This is a genomic window from Candidatus Sarmatiella mevalonica, assembly GCF_016751895.1.
Classification (GTDB): Bacteria; Pseudomonadota; Alphaproteobacteria; order Rickettsiales; family Rickettsiaceae; genus Sarmatiella; species Sarmatiella mevalonica.
Map to the genome: position 1 here is coordinate 1 of NZ_JACVVM010000005.1, position 17,544 is coordinate 17,544.

Sequence of the window (17,544 nt, forward strand, 5' to 3'; positions counted from 1 at the left end):
GTGCAAAAAGAGTATTATTTGGTCTAAAGGAAAAATTTCCAAGGTTAGTAAGGATTTTAGCTGACCAATGTTACCAAAGAGATTTACAGAAGTGGTTTTATACTCACACTCGTGGTAGTTTACTTACCATTGTTAAGCCTAAAGCTGGCACCAATTGCTTTCAGGTGCGACAGTGGAGATGGCTTGTAGAGCGCTCATTCGCTTGGCTTGGTAACTTTAGAAGATTATCAAAAGATTACGGAATAACCACCTCTTCAGCTAAGGCTTTTGTACAATTGGCTTTTACAAAAATTATGATGTAAAACTTATCACGTAGTTTTACGTGACTGGTTCTAATTATCGTCTTCAAAAATCTTACTCTTTTTCTCTTGAAATGGGGTTGCGTCATAAAATAACTCTATTTTAGAGATCAGACCATCCCTAAAACCCATCAAAACTGCGGCTCGAAACTTACCGATAGGCGCAGGAATGGTCATATCATAAGCGAACATAATTTGATCACCTGCTGCAAAACGCGACCTGATTTTGATATCCTGCAATATTCCGGCAAAATTCTTAGCGGCCGTCACAACGGCATCCTTGTTATACATTTCTGCAAGCGGTCCGAGGAAATGCACATCGTTATGTAAGTAGCCAGCCATTTTATCAAAGTCTTTTGCTAGCATGGCATTGTAATAGTTTTTAGCGATCGCTAAGTTGTTATTCGACTCAAAAACACTTGTGTTCATATTAAATTTTTATTATTTTATTATAGTATAAGCATACTGATAATATATTGTAATATAAGGACGCTGATATGTCAATAGATAAAGAGATAGGCGTACAAAGTTTACTCGGATACAAACTAAAAAAGACCCAGCACGCTTTACGCATTCAGATGGATGAAGCTTTGAGAGTTCTTGATCTTACTACGCCGCAATATGCAGTACTTGCGCAATTAGAACTAAAGCCAGGCACATCTAATGCGACCCTTGCAAGGTCAGCATTTATCACGGCACAGACCATGCATGGTATTGTTTCGAACTTGGAAAGGCGAGGGTTCGTGCGGCGTGAAAGTGATGCTTCTCATGGTAGGATTTTATGCACAGAGTTAACAGATCAAGGTTATAAAGTTGTAACTCAAGCTCATGACATGATACGCGCTGTTGAATCACGCATGCTAGCCACTATCAGCGATGAGCATCGAGCGCTTTTTGAAGAACTATTACTGGAGTTTTTTAATAATTTACGACATTAGAGCAATGTGCAACGGTGGAAATAAATAAAGTACGTTTATTAACTTCCTTTCAAACTCATACTTACGCAGCAGATCTATTAGACCTCTTGCATAACCTAAAAATGAAGGAGGAATTCTTAGGAAAAATGATGTTGAGCGCCGCAGCATACTCTAGTATATGAGGAGCGCAAAGGAGTTTTGGCAACAAAATTACCCCACGGAATAGGTTATGCAAGAGGTCTATTGTCTAATTACTTCTAAGTTGCCCAGCGCTTCTCTCTGATAAGAGCGCAACAAACAGCATCACTAAACCACTAGCTATCATTAGCCAAGACCTAATTACCGGCTCCATGTCTGCGGTGTAGTAATACATAATAGCAAAGGCAAAAAAAAGAATAGAGCTTATAATGTATGCGATATAGTGTTTTTGTGCATAACTAAATATAACAAACATCAATGCAAGTAGCGCCCCCGACGCACCCAAATATCCTATCAACAAGGAGCATACGCACAGCAACGCGCAAAGCCAGCGCTCTAAGTGAATAGCCTTCTTTCCAAACTCCACTCCTGATGGTGATGTATGCGTCGCTGCTGATTCGAAACCATCACTTAACTCTATGTACGCTGGGAGTTCTGCTCCTTGCATTTGCTCATCATGAATGAGTTTGGAAGGATGTCTAATAAGATATTTTCGCCCATATATAAGGAAACATACGAACCCCATAGGGGTTACTATATTTGTAGTAAGATAGAAGGTTGAGTAAACAACTCTCGCCTTCTCCAGACCAGAGCCGAATAAGGCGAGCGCAACACATAAAAAGGCGGCAAAGGCATGAATTATCGGAGTATACATCGGAGTATACTGTGCAGGCCTTGTGCTATAGTAGAGCATGAATAGCATTACACAACCAAACTGCACGCAAAAAGCGCAGGAGAAAAGTATGTCAGTGATAGGAAAGATTGATGCGCGACTCTGACACAGAACGCATGATTGAAACGAGCTATAATTACATAGATTATGAGCGTCTTGTACAAACGTACATAGAACAAAACATACAGATAAAAACCTATCGATGAATATTCGATAGAAGGGGTATGTGATGCTAATGAGTGCCAGGGTAACCATAGTCCATAAAAAAGGGGCGTCAATTTTCGCTTCTCTCACAACCCCAAACAGCACGAATCTACTAAGCATGACGCAGCTAAAAGAGAGTATATTATAAAAGTAATATGCAAATCCGGTTTTATTTTCAAAGCGGATATATAGAAAAATAGAAACTATGATACCTAAAATACCAACTGCAAACTGCACATTTATTGGTTGAGATGATATTACTGGCAATATATTCAAACCGGAGAAAAATGCAATAAAAGCTCCAATACATATAAAAACAACGAGAAAAGCCGAAAGAAGCTCCTCTCGTAGACCTACACTACAACGCCCATTAAATTCAGCATTAGACTTCTTTTGCAGCTCTACTTTCGCAACAACTACGCTCATCGTTGCGATGCTCGAATCCTCGCATATTGGGCGTATATTAGCAGCTCTGTGCTTCGCATATTTCTTACGTTTACTTTCCATAATCGCCACAACTTTCTTTCATATTATGTTCATTCCTCATCCATTCTATTGTTTTGCGCAGTAATAAACAAGCTAAAGAAAATAGTAGTATAGCAGTAATACTTATAAGCCAAAATTTGATCCTTCCATGTATTGCCATCAGTTGTTTTATTAAAAAAATTTCGATCACAGCACAAGCGCCAAAAAATATAATAAAGAGCGTATACACACTTGGCGTTTTATATCGATATAGATAATACATCAAACTGTAGACAAAAATTCCAAACATACCAGCCACTAAACATAACGCAGAAGAAGTACTGATCCCATTAAAAATCCATAGCAAAAGCGGGATGGAAGCGCATATCACTAATTTTGCACACAACACCACTCTAAACCATTCACCGTTCAGCCAAATATAGCTGCGTTTAGTAACTAGGTACTCTCTTGTCAATAAAGCGCAAAGATTCAATGAGATTAAAGAAATGCAGATTTTAGGTAATTCATATTGATGACCTTTCCATAATATCATCCCTAATTGTACTGTTTGGCATTGCCACGTAATACATGCCAGATTTAATACAGATAAGAACGCTAACCATTGCATTGCACAACGAGAAATGAATGTCCAAGAAAATATCAGCAAAGCCCAAGTTATGAACAGCTTATAATCTACCAAAGCTAGATGATATTGCGTATTCAGCATCGTAAGAAACACATATACTAAAATAGTCGCAAGTAGCATAGATGTTTGGGATACCATACCATGATTGTTCAAGGTTATAGCCAATACAACCGCGGTAATAATTGCAAAATATACAAAAAGAAGTTTTATTACAACAGGTATATTTAACCAATTCACAACAAATAAATTAATAATACCAATAGTAATCAGCGCAGCGCCCAGCAAACTAAGTTTTAAATTAATAATATGCATCCTGTATACTTTTTTTTATAATTTTTTGAAAATCATAAACTAATTCATCATATTCATTGTATATCGCGACAACGCCTCCATGTTATAATAATGAACTGCGGCAGTTTGTTGCACAAATTAGATAATGTAAGAAAATAAGAAAAATTATCATCATGAAAAAATTCGTTGTAGATTGCGACTTTGGCGGCCAAATGTTTGCCAGCGTTATATATTTAGGATCAGCACAATCAGACCATCATCCATTATACTTTCAAGCGGACATAATGTCGAAAAGTAGAGGTGGCACAATTCCAGGCCCAGTAATGGATGCTATAGGGCGGTTGAATACCATTGCATTAAAAAACTTAGTAGAGCTAGATGCTTTGTGTGTTTACGCGATAGGCTCTGCTCAAATTCAGACATCTCAAGATTCTCAAGAGGCATCAGTAGAAAACGAAGAGGAATAAGATAATTGCTTTGCTTAACATACTTAAACCCTAACACTCATTGTAAATGAGAAGTGGTGTGTCTTAACGATCTAAAACTGGCATTTCTATCTTCTGTTTTAAACCACAACTACTTAAACCAAACAGCAAGACGCAAGACAAAGTTAATTGTATTGCAGTAAATATTAAATTTTTCTTCATCGCAACACCTGTATTAAAATTTATTTATATCCGAGTATCAGTATACACTTCGTAGTCCGCGCAAAACAACAAACCTCTTTTTAAAACCGTTGGTGAGAAGTAAATGTTCGAGCGCACATAAAGCATAAGTTAAGTGAAGATCTCGAAATTTGAGTGATGCACACATCGCCGTCAGGAGTAGAATTTTGCACAAGACCTAAAAGGTGCCGTCCGCCTCTCATTGCATCACTAATCAATGAGATATATAATGGCAGTTATTATTCTAGCAAATCTCTTACTACAAAAAATCTATGGATCTCATTAACAAGCTCAAAGAACAGTTCCTGTCTAGTAAATCATATGATTTTCAATTAATTCAGACGATAGCGCAAGATTTTTGGCAAGAAACTGCAGTGTATGCATATAATCGCGAGCTACAAGATCCAGATGCATGTTTTGTGATAGACACCCCCCCTCCTACAGTATCTGGTTTGCTACATATAGGGCATGTGTACAGCTACACCCACACCGATTTTATAGCAAGATTTCAGAGATTAATTGGTAAAAACGTTTTTTATCCAATGGGGTTTGATGATAATGGTCTGCCAACGGAGCGTTTAGTAGAAAAAAACCTAGACATCAAGGCGCACCAACTTTCCCGCAATGATTTTCGAGACAAGTGCTTAGAAATTATTAAAAACTACGAGCAGCAGTTCCAAGATTTATTCCAACGAATAGGCTTAAGCGTAGATTGGAGTTTGCTTTATCAATCCATCAACACTAACTCTCAAGCGCTCTCTCAGAGCTCTTTTATAGAATTATTAGAAAAAAATTTAGCCTATCGCGCGCAGGAGCCAGTATTTTGGGACTGCGTAGACCAAACTGCGCTAGCACAAGCGGATATAGAAGATAAAGAAAAACCTAGCGTAATGTATCACATCTTGTTTGATCAGCTCGATTCTCAGAATCTGGTTATAGCAACCACGCGACCAGAATTAATGCCAGCTGTTGTTGCTGTGTTATGTAACCCAGATGATTCTAGATACACTAGGTTTGTTGGAAAGCAGCTTACCTCACCACTATTCGCGCACAAAGTGCCATTAATTGCAGATGATGCGGTAGACCCAGAAAAGGGCACGGGGCTGGTGATGTGCTGCACGTTTGGCGATACTACTGACGTTTTGTGGTGGAGAAAATATAAATTACCTACCAGAATTATTATAGATAAACAAGGCAACATCATTCACTCATTCTCCATCCTGCCTGAGTTGAATGGCATGAAAGTGAATAAGGCTAGGGCTTATATAATAGAGGCACTAGGCGATGCAGTGATTCATCAAGAACCATTAGTACATAGAGTAAAATGCGCCGAAAGGTCTGGCGCTCCTCTAGAAATTTTAGTGAATAATCAATGGTTTATTAAAACTGTAGAGTTTAGAGAAGAGTTGCTACGTATGGTAGATCAGATTCAGTGGCGGCCTGAGTCTATGAAAATTAAATTGCAGAACTGGATTAAGGGTGTGGCGTGGGACTGGTGTATTAGCAGGCAACGCTTTTCTGGCGTGCCAGTGCCGGTATGGTATTCTAAAAGGGCTGGGGAAGAGGGGCGCGTGTTACTACCAAGTAAGCAGGAGCTGCCCATAGACCCCGTCAACTCCCTGCCGCATGGCTATGGGGCTACAGAAGTAGAGCCGGATTTTGATGTATTTGATACCTGGATGACCAGCAGTATTTCTCCGGAACTCGCAACAGATGCTGTGCTTGGCAAAAGAATCGTTGATCTTAGACCTCAAGCGCACGAAATATTGCGCACATGGGCTTTTTATACTCTTTTAAACTCTTATCTGCGTTTTGGCCGCCAACCCTGGCATAATATCATGATTAGTGGTTGGTGTTTAGCGCATGATAAATCCAAAATGTCTAAATCTAAAGGGAATATAGTAGAGCCTGATCAACTGCTTAATTTATATGGCCCAGATGTTCTAAGATATTGGACGGCAAAGTCTAAACTAGGTGCGGACACATGCTATTCTGAAAATGTTTTAAAAATTGGCAAAAGGTTAGTAAATAAATTATGGAATGCAGCTAAGTTTTTGGAACTGAATCTATCAGATCAGCCGCAAGAAGGTGCGGATATAAAACTCATCACCCATCCTTTAGATAGATATTATTTTAATAAGCTATTAAAAGTGGCGGAGCAATACCAAGGCTACATGATGAGCTATGAATACTCTATGGCAATGGAAGAAATAGAATCTTTCTTTTTATTCGCATTCTGCGATGACTACTTAGAGATAGTGAAGGGGAGAATATATCAGAACCATCCCGATTCCCAAAAAAATAGTGCTTTGTGTTTTTTGCGCCATAGTTTTAAGATAATATTAAAGTTGTTCTCGGTATTCATGCCTTATGTTACCGAATGTATTTATCTAGGTTTATATGATGTGCAAAGTATACATACTAAGGGTTCTTGGATAGCGCACAACCCTGTTGCGCTTAGTCAAGGGCAGGAGCGAGAGGTAGAGTATCTACTTGATATTTTAAATATTGTGCGCAAGGTTAAATCAGAAAAACATCTCTCAATTAAAGCTGAAATCTCGAAACTACAAATTAATGTAGCGCTAGATTCTAGCTTATTAGAAGATTTAAAAAACGTAACTAATGCGCAGAATTTAGAAATTGCGTTGAATACCGACTGCACCTTCGTGCATGTTGGCGAGATAACAAAAATAAATATCATTTTGTAAAATAAAATATAAAATTGAGATAGAAAAGAACTCGTCATAGAGAATCTTTTATTAAATGCATTTATGAATAATATTCTAATTATTGTTGGCTTATACATGGTACTCACCTGTTTGAGCGGGTGCAGTAAACCAATTGCATATACAATTAATACAGTAAAAACCATACCTCATATTACTCACGACAAGGGTATTAAAAAAGTATGGCAAGATGTGGAAATTGCTAGCGGCATCAAAGCGCAGTTTATGCATAAGCACAGATTTAAAAGATTATATTTGAATATTGATGTGGAAGTAACAGAAGGCGCGGTGTTTCTTGTTGGTAAGTTAAAAAATGAAGAAGATATTTTGGAGGCAGTGCAAATAGCTTGGGATGTACCAGGCGTGCAAAGTGTTACAAATAACCTTACTTTAGACACAAAAGACTCCGTAGATGTTTCGCAGTATATGCAAGATTTATTGATTACTAGCACACTACGCTGTAAAATATTGTTAGAAGCAAAAATTAAATCTTCTAATTATACAGTTATTACTGTAGATGGGGTAGTATATCTATTCGGCGCAGCCAAGAACTCAGATGAGATAGAGAAAGTGAATGAGTTGGCTGCAGTAACCAATGGCGTAACAAAGGTGGTCTCGTATGTAAAGCTACAGTCTGAATCTTACCAAGAATCTGGTGGTGTATATGACCAAGACATATCTGAAATAAAAAAAATGAGTATACGAAAAAATAAAAATGGATGGAAATATAAATGATTCATCGCACTATCAAAATCCTATCATACTATTTGTTATTATGTTGCTATGCGTTGCAGCCGAACATGGCAAATGCGCGCACCAATAGCAAAAATTACATACATGAAGTAGACAAAGGTTTTAAATCTAGAACGGAAGCGCAATTACAATCAAAAATAGAGCTTAAAAAGAAGTCTCATGCGGCGCATAGTGGCATGTACGAAATAGCTGGGGTGAGATGCAAAACGCGCTTGCTAGATAAACCATACCAAGAAACAGGTCTAGCTTCTTGGTATAAAGGGAGGAGCGCATCTTCGTTAGATGGCAAAAAGCTCCTTACTGCGGCGCACAGAAGGCTACCTATGTTTTCTTTAGTAAAGGTTATCAACGTAAAGAATGGTAGATCTGTGGTGGTTATGATTAACGATAAAGGCCCCTTTGTGCGTGGTAGAGTAATTGATGTATGCAAGGAAGCTGCTGAAATATTAAATATCAAACGCGCTGGCCTTAGTAAAGTACGCTTAGAATATCTACAGCAAGAAACAGCCAGTATGTTAAGCGCAATACGTAGCAATAGCAACACCAAGTCTCGCTCTATCGCATACCAACACATTAGATCACTTTCTAAACTACCTCATGAAGAAATAATTCGATAATTTTTTCATATAAACATCTTGAGATTGATTTTGTATTTGCTATCCTAACAAAGACACCTCTGGTGACGCTTATTTTTAATAATATAAAATTCAGATATATGAGCACTATAATAGATGACACTAAATGTCATGAATGCACTCGCGACAGAGTCTTTGTTGGTAAAAAAATACCAAATTTTCACATCAAAACCGTAATGCCTGATAATGAGATCAAAACCCTCGAACTACACGACTATTTTGGCGAATCAAAGGGTGTAATTTTCTTTTATCCACTAGACTTCACCTTTGTCTGTCCATCAGAAATTATCGCTATAAATAATAGAATTAACGAATTTAACGACCGCGATACCAAGGTCTTATTAGCGAGCGTCGATTCACCATATTGCCACTTAGCATGGAAAAGAACTTCATATGAAAAAGGAGGTGTGGGAGATATTGCTATACCGATGGTTGCAGATCTTACAAAAGAAATGTCTAAAACCTTCGGTGTACTTTCTAACGAAGGCATAAGTTTACGCGGCACGTTTGTAGTGGATGAAAATCTCGTGCTGCGCCATATGTTAATTAACGATGCGCCGATAGGCAGGAGCATAGAGGAAATGATGCGTGTAATTGATGCATTAATTCACTTCCAAGAATATGGAGAAGTTTGCCCTGCTGGTTGGCATAAAGGTAAAGAGGGTATGACTCCTACTACATCAGGCGTATCGTCTTACCTTACTTCTCATGCTGATACTCTTTAGAGTTGTTTTATGTTAGAGAATTTTTTATCAACAAAATCCCAATCTTATGACGAGGAAACGATCAGTATCTTACGTTTAATTCGCAGCGAGAATATAGGGCCGATCACTTTCTTTCATCTTATTAAACTATTTGGTAATGCCAGCAAGGCTCTACTCCATCTACCAGATTTTGCGCGTAGAGGAGGTAAAAAAAACCCACTAGCAATCTACTCGCGCCAACAAGCGGAGAGTGAGATAGAGTTAATTAACAAATCTAATGCAAAATTAATCACATACCTAAACCCCGATTACTCTAAAATACTGCGGCAAATTACAGACCCCCCACCAGTATTGATATGCAAAGGTAGAACCGAGCTTATGAGACAGAATGTCGTGGCAGTGGTGGGTGCGCGCAATGCATCTAGTAACGGCTTAGCAATGGCATCTAAGCTGGCAAAAGAATTAATGCAGTGTGGGTATTATTGCGCTTCTGGGTTAGCGCGCGGAATAGATGCTGCAGTACATAAAGCGGACACGGCGCGAACAATTGCGCTGCTTGCCGGAGATATTAATCATATCTATCCTCAAGAAAATACTCAATTGTATCATCGTATAGCGCAAGATGGACTACTTATCTCAGAATCACCGATAGGTACAGTTGTGCAACCTAATCATTTTTCGCGGCGCAATCGCCTGATCTCCGGTATATCGCTAGGCACTGTGGTAATAGAAGCTAGCCTCAAGTCTGGCTCATTAATTACGGCTAGAACTACCTTAGAGCAAAATCGGGAGTTGTTTGTGGTGCCAGGTTTTCCTATGGATCCTCGTTACCATGGTTCTAATAAATTGTTAAAAAATGGAGCGCATCTAGTGGAGAATATTAATGATATTACCGAACAATTAACTCCTCCGTTACTACATGCAATGATGGTTGAAGATAGGTTGAATAGCTTTAAAGACAGAGAAATAGATTTTGAGAATATCCAAGCAGCTGTTACTGATGATGCGAGGAGGAAGGTGATGGAATTGCTCACCTATTCGGAGACTGAATTAGAGCATATTATTGCTATGGCCGAGCTAGATATCTCTGTGGTATGCGTCATATTACTAGAGTTAGAACTGGCGGGTAAAATATCTAGAACCAACGGTAAGATTTGCTTAACCCAGTGCGCTCAACTCGAGCTTCAAATAGCATAGGTGCTATTGATTTATCCTGCTATAATATTCGTTCTTTCGTAATGTTTGCCACTCTTTTTACTAACTAGCTTCTCGCCTTCTTTCCACATCCCCGATCCTTGCATATCGTCATCTCGATGCCGCTCTCGTCAATATAAACTATACTTTCAGAATCAGTCACGTAAAACCACGTGATAAGTTTTTCATCATAATTTTGTAAAAGCCAATTGTACAGAAGCCTTAGCTGAAGAGGTGGTTATTTCGTAATCTTTTGACAATAGACCTCTTGCATAACCTATTCCGTGGGGTAATTTTGTTGCCAAAACTCCTTTGCGCTCCTCATATACTAGAGTATGCTGCGGCGCTCAACATCATTTTTCCTAAGAATTCCTCCTTCATTTTTAGGTTATGCAAGAGGTCTAATCTTCTAAAGTTACCAAGCCAAGCGAATGAGCGCTCTACAAGCCATCTCCACTGTTGCACCTGAAAGCCCTTAGTGCCAGCTTTAGGCTTAACAATGGTAAGCAAACTACCACGAGTGTGAGTATAAAACCACTTCTGTAAATCTCTTTGGTAACATTGGTCAGCTAAAATCCTTACTAACCTTGGAAATTTTTCCTTTAGACCAAATAATACTCTTTTTGCACAGTTGCTATAGTAATTTAGGTTGAATTAGATATAATTTTTCGTTATAATGAAAGGAAAAATGACAAAAAAGCTATAGCAATGATTTCAGAGAAAAAGTATTAGAATATTTAGAAGTTGGAAATAGTTATGACCAAGCATCTAAATTATTTAAAATACCTAATTCAACCTAAATTACTATATCATGAGGGGTTGCGCTATGGACGTCGATATTCATAGGATAACATAGGTGTTTAGTCCCAGCAAGAAATGGTTAGGATTAACTATAAAATATTCAGGATGAGTTGTCCACTGATTTAATATAAATTGCCAAGGAGTTTTTCCTTTGATGGCTTTAAGTCGTTTAGCGAAGTTATAAGCCATCAAATAAGCATGCAGATGCTGTTTCAGCTCATCATGAGATACATAATGGAAATTGTTTTGCAGTTGTTTCTTTGAGAGTTCTGTTCATTCGCTCTACCTACCCATTAGTCCAAGGACGCTTGATCTTAGTCTTTTTATGCTCTATCTGATGCTCATTGCAAACACGCTCAAATATATGAGTAAAAGTATTTTTATGATGATCGTGATTGGTAAATTAGACCTCTTTCAAAACTCGCTCATGATGCGCAAATGCGAGGAGTATACGAAGTACAGAGCCGCAGCGTACATGAAGTACGTGAGGACTTGCGCATCGACAGCGTCGCCACAGTTGCCATCAGGAGTAGAGTTAGGAAAGAGGTCTATTAAATCTTTTAGCCGCTTTCTCTATGCTCTCTTTACTATCACGGATCTCTCTACGGATTGCCTTCGTTGTTCTGGCATTCGCGTGTAATATTTGTTCCATAAGATTTTTCTCCATAAATTATTCTCTTCATAATATATACCATTATTCTCTGGGATCAAACACCAGGACTGAACGCCTAATAACCGCGCGACAAAACGCGATCTAGATTTGTAATCCCCACCGGCTCAATGTTGCACACATCTCCTTGACAGAATAACAATATAGTATGAGCATCAGATATTTGTCCAATATCAATAATCTGCCTACCTTTATTGCATATTGCATTATTTTTATTTATTTGAATATCAGCCTCGGAGCAATCTGCTGACGTAGAATTAATTCTTAGGGTAGATCCGTTTGATAGGATAAAAGAATTATGTTTTTTGAATCGATATATTTCCTTCTGCCCCATCCAATTAGACCAATACTGCGCATAAAATTTTGAGAGAGAGTTGCTATAAATTTTAAAACCATCATCTTGTTTAAATCCAACGTGTCCAGCGTGGACAGAAACAATAAGATCCGGAGTTTGAGTGCATAGCCCATATACTGCCGATATCAACATCATCACTACTCCAACAAAACGCAATTTAGCTTGTATAATGACAAAAACAGCGAAGCCAAAGCAAAACAAACAAACACTCTCATTGCACCAAAACCCCGTATATAGTATAGAGTACGGTAGGTTTTGTATGTAACGACAAGTATTTAAAATAATTTTGATAAAGAAATCTAAGCCTTTTAAAGGATAGTAATCAAAACCAAATGGCATAAGTATTAAACACAGCACCAATAGCGGCATAAAGAATATTGCAATAATAGGCACTACAATGAGGTTAGCGGGAATAGAGTATGTGGAGAAAGTACAAAAATTAAAAATAGCTATTGGTGCTACTACTATAGATGCAAGAAAACTAGAATATAAGTTAGACAGAATTTTATTCCAAAAGGATTTAGCGATATTACCACTAACATTTACTGGAAAGAACTGAAAACCTGCTATTAGCGAAGCGACGGAAATAAATGATAGTTGGAAACTAGGAGAGAGTATATATTCTGGTCGAAAACATAGCATAACAAATGCCGCCACACCCAAATGTCGCAAATAGAATACTCCGCGATCTTTAACAAGGCCAACAACCATCAGAGCTCCCATCAAGAAGGCGCGAGTAGCCGCGATATTTGTACCACTTAGTTTTAAATAAAAATATCCTCCAATCGTGGCTAAAGAGTAAGAAATTAAACGCGCATCTATTCTAGATTCTGTGACGCCAAATAGATTTAATATAAATCTAATGCTTTTAGCGCAAATGCCAATAACTAAAGAAATATGCAGGCCGGAGACGCATAATACATGAGAAATGCCGGCTATTCTAATAGATTCTAGATCTTGTTTTTTTATACATTTTAAGTTACCTAATGTAATGGCGGCAGTAAATCCCCCATGCGCTGGACCAAGCACCTCATCGAATCGCGCATGAATAAATGCACGTATCTTATGTAATAATCTATATAGATATGATGTGCGCGTCTGATATAAAACTTGCATATTAGACATCCCATAACCCGTTGCTCCTATGTCATTAAAATACCATAGTACGAAAAAACGATGATGATTTGGCAAGAACTCTTGTTGTATTTTATCTAACATAGCTTTGCAGCGTACCCTAGAACCTATCAAATCTTTATTAATCGTTTCATCTGCACTCAAATATCTCTTGCTGAAACTCACGTATGCTTTTTCTACTCGCGAGTCATAATCTAATACTTCGATGCTAGATAACAAAACATTATATCCGCGATTCATGGGGGTAACGCCTTCTACTGTAGCTTCTATTTCGGAAACCATTGGATGTTCTATTGCTATTGTTTTTATTGAGTTACATCTAATGTAGGAGACGTACAAACCAATATGATAAAACAAGCAAAGGAACAATATAAAACGCAACAAAAGATTACGATAGAGTAAGAGTAGAAGGGTGGTGAGGAATAGTAGATAAGTGAATGTGGGAGGTTGGTGATTTGTGAGAAAATAACGCAATACTCCGTTAATAAAACTAAAGATATACCATAAATCTAGAAAATAATATTCATGCCCTAGACAACTATATAGATATTGATAAGTTTTACGAAATATCACGGCTAACTTCGCGCAAACAAAGTAATATTAAAAATTATATATTCTTAACGAAGTTTATACTACAGATTGTATATACGCGCAATAGATTTTTTACAAAACTCCACACTCTTCTGTTTAATAAAAAGTAACATTAATTTAAAGAAGGGATTACAAGGAGATTGAACTATTTGTAAAAAATAATCCTAACACTAAGCTGGAAGTCATGGGTAATAGATTTGGAATAAGCTCCTGGCATTCGGCTAGAGTGTTAAATTTTGCTATAAAAACCCCTTACCTATGTGGAAGCAAGTGAAGAAAATAGCAAGTAATACATAGAAAGCATCAAAGACGTCAAGCCCAAAAAACTTGTATATAGTAATTTAGATTGAATTAGATATAATTTTTCGTTATAATGAAAGGAAAAATGACAAAAAGCTATAGCAATGATTGAAGAGAAAAAGTAGTAGAATATTTAGAAGCTGGGAATAGTTATGACCAAGCATCTAAATTATTTAAAATAAGTGTATCAGCAATAGGAAGGTGGTACCGAAAATATAAAAAAGAAGGCAATTATCTCGCAAAGAACGAGGTGGTTCAAAAAGAAAAATTGATCTAGAAGCACTTGAAAGCTACGTTAAATTAAATATACGAGGCTATTTCTGATTTCTTTAAAATACCTAATTCAACCTAAATTACTATATAGAAGCCTTCTTCGCTCTCCCTAATTCAAGTTAATTAACTATACTCTACACTACCGCAACATCGACTCGGAACGCGTACGATTTATACTATCTTTCAAGGTCAATTGCACTACCTTAGTCTGCACCATAGCTTTTCCCACCTTAGTATCCGCATATTTTTCTATGGTTTGCTGCAAATCGTGAGCGATTATTTCTTGCTGTATCTGTCCTATTACAGCTTGTTTAATGTCGGCAGGAATATCTTTGCTTTTCTCAATATTTTGGATTGTACGCGCAGCCGTTTTGTTTTGCAGTATTGCACGTTCTACATTATTTTTTTGGTAATCAGAGTTACTCCGTCCTATGTCTATAGCCATTTTACGTAATATTTTATGCATTACCTTCATTTCCTGCTCTCGCCCCGGAAACTTTCGCTCCACTTCTAAACCAACTCCTTCACACCGTCTAACAGCTTCAATATAAGTGGTGCATATTCTCTCATCCGCTTTATAGCATGACTGTTGTATTGCGGCTAAAGCTTCTAGTTCCGACGCTCTTCCATTAACCTGAGCGATACTGTCGAAAATTGTATGCATAGTTTTTTGATCCATGCCGAGTATAAGAAGGCTATTAAAGGTCATCTTTTCCTCTCCCCAACGCAGAAATTTTACACTCTCTTGTTTTTCATTGACTGTGCTTTGCTTCCTGTCCTCAACTACAAAATTAATTTTTTGCATAGCGAGCGTCTCTTGTGCTTCTTGTAATTCTAAAGGCGTAAACTGAATAGCCTCTTCTTTTTGCTTAGTAAGAATGAGAGTTATAGCATCTTGTCGTAACATCTGCTTTTCTAGGTTTTTGTGTTGTGCCGCCTTAGACTGAAAGAGAGATGAGAAATGAGTCATAGCCTTTTCTAAGAAATTATGAATCACGCTCTCAAGTTGTTTTGTGTTTATCTTACCTTTTTTTATCCCTGATTCATATAATTGCCTAAAGTTCGCGTATTCGTTCGATAACTCTGCAATACGCTTTACATACTTTAATTCCGATGACGTGAGGTGCTTTTCTTCTTGCTGAAAAGAAATAATTTTTTCGGTTTTCATTTTGAACCGCTCTTCTTCAGTCAGTCTAAAGCGTGAACTATATAAACGGCGCAATTCTAAAGACTTTCTAGCTCTTTCGGCTTCCTTAGCCTTTTCCTCGAGTTGTTCTGGACTATACACCGCATTTTTCTTCTTATCTAAAGGAATATCTCCGAACATCTTACCATACCTCGTATTATTTACATTGCTAATACTACCAATATCTCTATATATTATATCATATATACTATAAGTTGTAAAATATCAGCTATCAAACAGTTTTGGCAACAAAATTACCCCACGGAATAGGTTATGCCAGAGGTCAATCTTAAAAATGGCTTTGTATAGCCCATACGAAAAAAGGAAAACTCTGGCCCAAGAATAAGGGAAAAATTCATCATCACTTATGCAGCAGGTCTATTGCAAAAGAGTATAATTCACATCAAAGCCAAAAAATCCGCCACCAAAAACAACGATCCGGTCACCACCAATAACGCGCAAGTTCCACATTCACTCTCAGCATCTATTCTCTGCAAAATATCTGCAATACTACCACCCACCTCACATCTCGCTCTACAACCCGCAAATTCCAACAATTCACTATAAATATCATCAGCAGGACGCGCGCGATCTTCACATAAAATAGGAACGCTATATATAATCAATTCACAATTATTGCCCACATCACCATCCAAGGCATCAAAAATCTTCTGAAAAAAAGATTTGCTACATTTACCATGAATAGAGCCATACATAATATATATTTTATGCTTATTTACTCTATGCTCATCTTCCGTACCCCACTCCTTATTATAATCTCTCAGCCAGCAACCCAGCGCAGCCGCCCCAGCCTCGTTATGTGCGCCATCCAAATATATGCGAGTGTTTTCAGAGCATAAATGAGAATAAGATGACGGATTGAGTAGCTGCAACCTGCCGGGCCATTCAATTGCGTGCAAACCATGCTCAATGCACTCCATGTTAATAGATGGGAAATAGTGTTCCAACGCTAAAAGAGTAGTAATAGCAGTAGATGTATTAAGTTTCTGATGCTCCCCAGCCAAATTGGGGCCTGGCAATTCGCATCGCCCATCCATCGCGCTATTAAAACTCTGATGGTAATAAAAATAGGCATTAGAATCCTTATCAGAGCTAATCCAATAATCTTTACCATATAGCAATAGCCTACCCACCCCCGCCTTATGGGCAAGCTGCTTCAATCTTTCCTTAACGCAATCATGTTGATGCGCCACAATGGCCAAGCTATCTCTTTTAAAAATCCCAGCTTTTTCAGTCGCGATTTTTTCTAAGGTATCCCCTAAATACTGCGTATGGTCAAAGTCTATAGCGGTAATGACGCTCGCAATTGGATGCGCTACATTTGTTGCGTCTAACCTACCACCCATACCGGTTTCTAACAATAAAACATCTGCTTTCTGCCTAGCAAATGCTAGCATAGCCACCGCCGTGATACCTTCAAAAAAACTAATAGAATCTTCTTGCTCAATCTCCTGTAGTTTTTTATTAGCATCTTCTACTTCCCCCGCAAGTTGCACGAAATATTCATCAGATATCATCTCATCAGAAATCACAATACGTTCATTTATTTTTAATAAGTGAGGTGAGGTGTAGGCGTGCACCTTATATCCAGCACAGCGCAAAATAGAGCGCATGGTAGCTAGCGTTGAACCTTTACCATTTGTGCCAGCTATGTGTATAGTTGGTGGTAGGTGCATGTGCGGGTTGCCTAATAGCGCTAAGATAGCTCGCATTTTTTGCAAATCATATTTTTTAATGAGTTGATGTGGATGGTGCACCCAAGAAATATGATCAAATAGATTGGACATCATATACTATATTGAATTTGTCAATAAAATAATTGCGTGATTATATTTTACTTAGT

17 protein-coding genes and 3 pseudogenes are annotated in these 17,544 nt (G+C 37.9%); 10 read left to right on the plus strand and 10 right to left on the minus strand.

The window, feature by feature from the left end; genetic code table 11:
* Positions 1-302 (plus strand): annotated as a pseudogene (locus Sarmat_RS00880) (IS5/IS1182 family transposase); the annotation flags it as partial.
* Between the two features lie 30 nt (positions 303-332).
* Here Sarmat_RS00880 and Sarmat_RS00885 read toward each other — a convergent pair.
* Positions 333-728 carry a nuclear transport factor 2 family protein gene (locus Sarmat_RS00885; protein WP_202148974.1) on the minus strand — a complete coding sequence of 132 codons (396 nt, stop codon included), beginning with the start codon at positions 726-728 and terminating at the stop codon, positions 333-335.
* Between the two features lie 68 nt (positions 729-796).
* Between Sarmat_RS00885 and Sarmat_RS00890 the strand changes: the two genes are divergently transcribed.
* Complete coding sequence (locus Sarmat_RS00890) at positions 797-1,237, plus strand: MarR family winged helix-turn-helix transcriptional regulator (RefSeq protein WP_202148975.1); 441 nt, start codon at positions 797-799, stop codon at positions 1,235-1,237.
* Between the two features lie 61 nt (positions 1,238-1,298).
* Here Sarmat_RS00890 and Sarmat_RS00895 read toward each other — a convergent pair whose 3' ends face one another.
* The 3 genes from Sarmat_RS00895 to Sarmat_RS00905 are packed head-to-tail and all read right to left on the minus strand — an operon-like array spanning position 1,299 to position 3,714.
* Positions 1,299-1,451: a hypothetical protein gene (locus tag Sarmat_RS00895; RefSeq protein ID WP_202148976.1), complete on the minus strand. Its 153-nt coding sequence runs from the start codon at positions 1,449-1,451 to the stop codon at positions 1,299-1,301.
* 12 nt (positions 1,452-1,463) lie between these two features.
* A complete protein-coding gene (locus tag Sarmat_RS00900) occupies positions 1,464-2,798 on the minus strand; it encodes a DUF4401 domain-containing protein (RefSeq protein ID WP_202148977.1) in 1,335 nt (444 codons plus the stop codon).
* Positions 2,788-3,714 carry a DUF2157 domain-containing protein gene (locus Sarmat_RS00905; RefSeq protein ID WP_202148978.1) on the minus strand — a complete coding sequence of 309 codons (927 nt, stop codon included), beginning with the start codon at positions 3,712-3,714 and terminating at the stop codon, positions 2,788-2,790. Before Sarmat_RS00905 ends, Sarmat_RS00900 begins: the two co-directional genes overlap by 11 nt.
* 152 nt (positions 3,715-3,866) lie before the next feature.
* On the opposite strand from Sarmat_RS00905, the gene Sarmat_RS00910 reads away from it, so the two are divergent.
* The 6 genes from Sarmat_RS00910 (at position 3,867) to dprA (ending at position 10,373) form a co-directional block, all read left to right on the plus strand.
* The gene (locus tag Sarmat_RS00910; RefSeq protein ID WP_207187024.1) at positions 3,867-4,160 is read left to right on the plus strand and encodes a DUF2610 domain-containing protein; all 294 of its coding nucleotides are present in this window, start codon (positions 3,867-3,869) and stop codon (positions 4,158-4,160) included.
* A 470-nt stretch (positions 4,161-4,630) separates the two neighbouring features.
* Complete coding sequence (locus Sarmat_RS00915; protein WP_202148979.1) at positions 4,631-7,066, plus strand: valine--tRNA ligase; 2,436 nt, start codon at positions 4,631-4,633, stop codon at positions 7,064-7,066.
* Positions 7,067-7,129: 63 nt separating this feature from the next.
* Positions 7,130-7,819, plus strand: coding sequence for a BON domain-containing protein (locus Sarmat_RS00920; protein WP_202148980.1), 690 nt, complete (start codon positions 7,130-7,132; stop codon positions 7,817-7,819).
* A gap of 65 nt (positions 7,820-7,884) precedes the next feature.
* Positions 7,885-8,454 carry a septal ring lytic transglycosylase RlpA family protein gene (locus Sarmat_RS00925; RefSeq protein WP_202148981.1) on the plus strand — a complete coding sequence of 190 codons (570 nt, stop codon included), beginning with the start codon at positions 7,885-7,887 and terminating at the stop codon, positions 8,452-8,454.
* A 98-nt stretch (positions 8,455-8,552) separates the two neighbouring features.
* Positions 8,553-9,197: a peroxiredoxin gene (locus Sarmat_RS00930; protein ID WP_202148982.1), complete on the plus strand. Its 645-nt coding sequence runs from the start codon at positions 8,553-8,555 to the stop codon at positions 9,195-9,197.
* 9 nt (positions 9,198-9,206) lie between these two features.
* Positions 9,207-10,373 (plus strand): DNA-processing protein DprA, encoded by a 1,167-nt coding sequence (gene dprA, locus Sarmat_RS00935; RefSeq protein ID WP_202148983.1) that lies wholly within the window; start codon positions 9,207-9,209, stop codon positions 10,371-10,373.
* 318 nt (positions 10,374-10,691) lie between these two features.
* Here dprA and Sarmat_RS07250 read toward each other — a convergent pair whose 3' ends face one another.
* Entirely contained in the window at positions 10,692-10,946 is a 255-nt protein-coding gene (locus Sarmat_RS07250; RefSeq protein ID WP_410520486.1) for a hypothetical protein, read from the minus strand.
* A 134-nt stretch (positions 10,947-11,080) separates the two neighbouring features.
* Between Sarmat_RS07250 and Sarmat_RS07255 the strand changes: the two are divergent.
* Positions 11,081-11,170: pseudogene (locus tag Sarmat_RS07255) on the plus strand (IS630 transposase-related protein); the annotation flags it as partial.
* 40 nt (positions 11,171-11,210) lie between these two features.
* On the opposite strand, the gene Sarmat_RS00950 reads toward Sarmat_RS07255, so the two are convergent.
* The 3 genes from Sarmat_RS00950 to Sarmat_RS00955 form a co-directional block, all read right to left on the minus strand.
* Positions 11,211-11,360, minus strand: a complete 150-nt coding sequence (locus Sarmat_RS00950) for a hypothetical protein (RefSeq protein WP_202148985.1) — start codon at positions 11,358-11,360, stop codon at positions 11,211-11,213.
* Positions 11,361-11,706: 346 nt separating this feature from the next.
* Positions 11,707-11,838 carry a hypothetical protein gene (locus Sarmat_RS07015; protein ID WP_279611718.1) on the minus strand — a complete coding sequence of 44 codons (132 nt, stop codon included), beginning with the start codon at positions 11,836-11,838 and terminating at the stop codon, positions 11,707-11,709.
* Between the two features lie 61 nt (positions 11,839-11,899).
* Complete coding sequence (locus Sarmat_RS00955) at positions 11,900-13,612, minus strand: ComEC/Rec2 family competence protein (protein ID WP_202148986.1); 1,713 nt, start codon at positions 13,610-13,612, stop codon at positions 11,900-11,902.
* A gap of 733 nt (positions 13,613-14,345) precedes the next feature.
* On the opposite strand from Sarmat_RS00955, the pseudogene Sarmat_RS07260 reads away from it, so the two are divergent.
* A pseudogene (locus Sarmat_RS07260) lies at positions 14,346-14,498 on the plus strand (helix-turn-helix domain-containing protein); the annotation flags it as partial.
* A gap of 135 nt (positions 14,499-14,633) precedes the next feature.
* On the opposite strand, the gene Sarmat_RS00965 reads toward Sarmat_RS07260, so the two are convergent.
* On the minus strand, positions 14,634-15,821 hold the full coding sequence (locus Sarmat_RS00965; RefSeq protein ID WP_202148987.1) for a hypothetical protein: 1,188 nt from the start codon (positions 15,819-15,821) through the stop codon (positions 14,634-14,636).
* A gap of 257 nt (positions 15,822-16,078) precedes the next feature.
* The gene (locus Sarmat_RS00970) at positions 16,079-17,491 is read right to left on the minus strand and encodes a bifunctional folylpolyglutamate synthase/dihydrofolate synthase (RefSeq protein WP_202148988.1); all 1,413 of its coding nucleotides are present in this window, start codon (positions 17,489-17,491) and stop codon (positions 16,079-16,081) included.
* Positions 17,492-17,544: the final 53 nt, after the last annotated feature.

Bases quoted from the DNA above. Each gene is read 5' to 3' on its own strand.
- Sarmat_RS00885 (WP_202148974.1), bottom strand. From the start codon at position 728: ATGAACACAAGTGTTTTTGAGTCGAATAACAACTTAGCGATCGCTAAA.
- Sarmat_RS00890 (WP_202148975.1), top strand. From the start codon at position 797: ATGTCAATAGATAAAGAGATAGGCGTACAAAGTTTACTCGGATACAAA.
- Sarmat_RS00900 (WP_202148977.1), bottom strand. From the start codon at position 2,798: ATGGAAAGTAAACGTAAGAAATATGCGAAGCACAGAGCTGCTAATATA.
- Sarmat_RS00905 (WP_202148978.1), bottom strand. From the start codon at position 3,714: ATGCATATTATTAATTTAAAACTTAGTTTGCTGGGCGCTGCGCTGATT.
- Sarmat_RS00910 (WP_207187024.1), top strand. From the start codon at position 3,867: ATGAAAAAATTCGTTGTAGATTGCGACTTTGGCGGCCAAATGTTTGCC.
- Sarmat_RS00915 (WP_202148979.1), top strand. From the start codon at position 4,631: ATGGATCTCATTAACAAGCTCAAAGAACAGTTCCTGTCTAGTAAATCA.
- Sarmat_RS00920 (WP_202148980.1), top strand. From the start codon at position 7,130: ATGAATAATATTCTAATTATTGTTGGCTTATACATGGTACTCACCTGT.
- Sarmat_RS00925 (WP_202148981.1), top strand. From the start codon at position 7,885: ATGGCAAATGCGCGCACCAATAGCAAAAATTACATACATGAAGTAGAC.
- Sarmat_RS00930 (WP_202148982.1), top strand. From the start codon at position 8,553: ATGAGCACTATAATAGATGACACTAAATGTCATGAATGCACTCGCGAC.
- dprA (WP_202148983.1), top strand. From the start codon at position 9,207: ATGTTAGAGAATTTTTTATCAACAAAATCCCAATCTTATGACGAGGAA.
- Sarmat_RS00950 (WP_202148985.1), bottom strand. From the start codon at position 11,360: ATGGCTTATAACTTCGCTAAACGACTTAAAGCCATCAAAGGAAAAACT.
- Sarmat_RS07015 (WP_279611718.1), bottom strand. From the start codon at position 11,838: ATGGAGAAAAATCTTATGGAACAAATATTACACGCGAATGCCAGAACA.
- Sarmat_RS00955 (WP_202148986.1), bottom strand. From the start codon at position 13,612: ATGGTTTCCGAAATAGAAGCTACAGTAGAAGGCGTTACCCCCATGAAT.
- Sarmat_RS00965 (WP_202148987.1), bottom strand. From the start codon at position 15,821: ATGTTCGGAGATATTCCTTTAGATAAGAAGAAAAATGCGGTGTATAGT.
- Sarmat_RS00970 (WP_202148988.1), bottom strand. From the start codon at position 17,491: ATGATGTCCAATCTATTTGATCATATTTCTTGGGTGCACCATCCACAT.